This is a genomic window from Shigella sp. FC1544 (assembly GCF_001722145.1).
GTDB classification, from domain to species: domain Bacteria; phylum Pseudomonadota; class Gammaproteobacteria; order Enterobacterales; family Enterobacteriaceae; genus Escherichia; species Escherichia coli.
In genome coordinates this window covers 1-849 of the sequence record NZ_MECT01000356.1, presented here as the reverse complement: position 1 = coordinate 849, position 849 = coordinate 1, and the positions used below count along the sequence as shown (strand labels likewise).

3 pseudogenes are annotated in these 849 nt (G+C 50.9%); 1 reads left to right on the top strand and 2 read right to left on the bottom strand.

Features of this window, described 5'->3' with window-relative positions:
• A pseudogene (locus BGK49_RS27630) lies at positions 1-315 on the top strand (IS1-like element IS1B family transposase); the annotation flags it as partial.
• 15 nt (positions 316-330) lie between these two features.
• Here the strand turns inward: BGK49_RS27630 and BGK49_RS16295 are convergent.
• A pseudogene (locus tag BGK49_RS16295) lies at positions 331-555 on the bottom strand (SDR family NAD(P)-dependent oxidoreductase); the annotation flags it as partial.
• Between the two features lie 64 nt (positions 556-619).
• A pseudogene (locus BGK49_RS16290) lies at positions 620-849 on the bottom strand (IS4 family transposase); the annotation flags it as partial.

Genomic DNA, 849 nt, shown 5'->3' with positions numbered 1-849 from the left:
GACAGGCTCCGGAAGACGGTTGTTGCGCACGTATTCGGTGAACGCACTATGGCGACGCTGGGGCGTCTTATGAGCTTGCTGTCACCCTTTGACGTGGTGATATGGATGACGGATGGCTGGCCACTGTATGAATCCCGCCTGAAGGGAAAGCTGCACGTAATCAGCAAGCGATATACGCAGCGAATTGAGCGGCATAACCTGAATCTGAGGCAGCACCTGGCACGGCTGGGACGGAAGTCGCTGTCGTTCTCAAAATCGGTGGAGCTGCATGACAAAGTCATCGGGCATTATCTGAACATAAAACACTATCAATAAGTTGGAGTCATTACCGAGTTCCTGTTCGGAAGTAATATCACAACGGCAGGCAAATGCCTGCCCCCCCAGTTGTTGAATTTCGTCTACAACATGGTTAGCTGCGTCGGCGTTAATATCACTGACCACCACAGATGCGCCAGCTGTCGCGAATGTAATGGCGATTTCTTTACCAATACCTGCACCCGCACCTGTGATGATGGCGCATTTTCCGTCGAGTCTCAGGTTGTCAGAATTAAACACATAAACCTCCTGTGAACTTCAGTAAAAATAAAAGGCACCGCCTGTGTGTAATGCCAGTCAGTAAAGCAACTGACTGGCTCTTTTTCGGGGCTGTGGGGTATTTCCAGGGCCTCTCCTTTACCACTCTCGGGAAGGCCCTTCCCCTTCTCGTCGGTAATTTCACAAGTTGTCCCATACTTGCAAGATCGCGCATCAGCTCCGGTATACGTCCCGGTGAAGCGCCCTGCAATGTCATCAGCATTCTCATCACCATTCCGCATGATTCTGAGAAACTCAGTTGATTCGGCCAGTAAC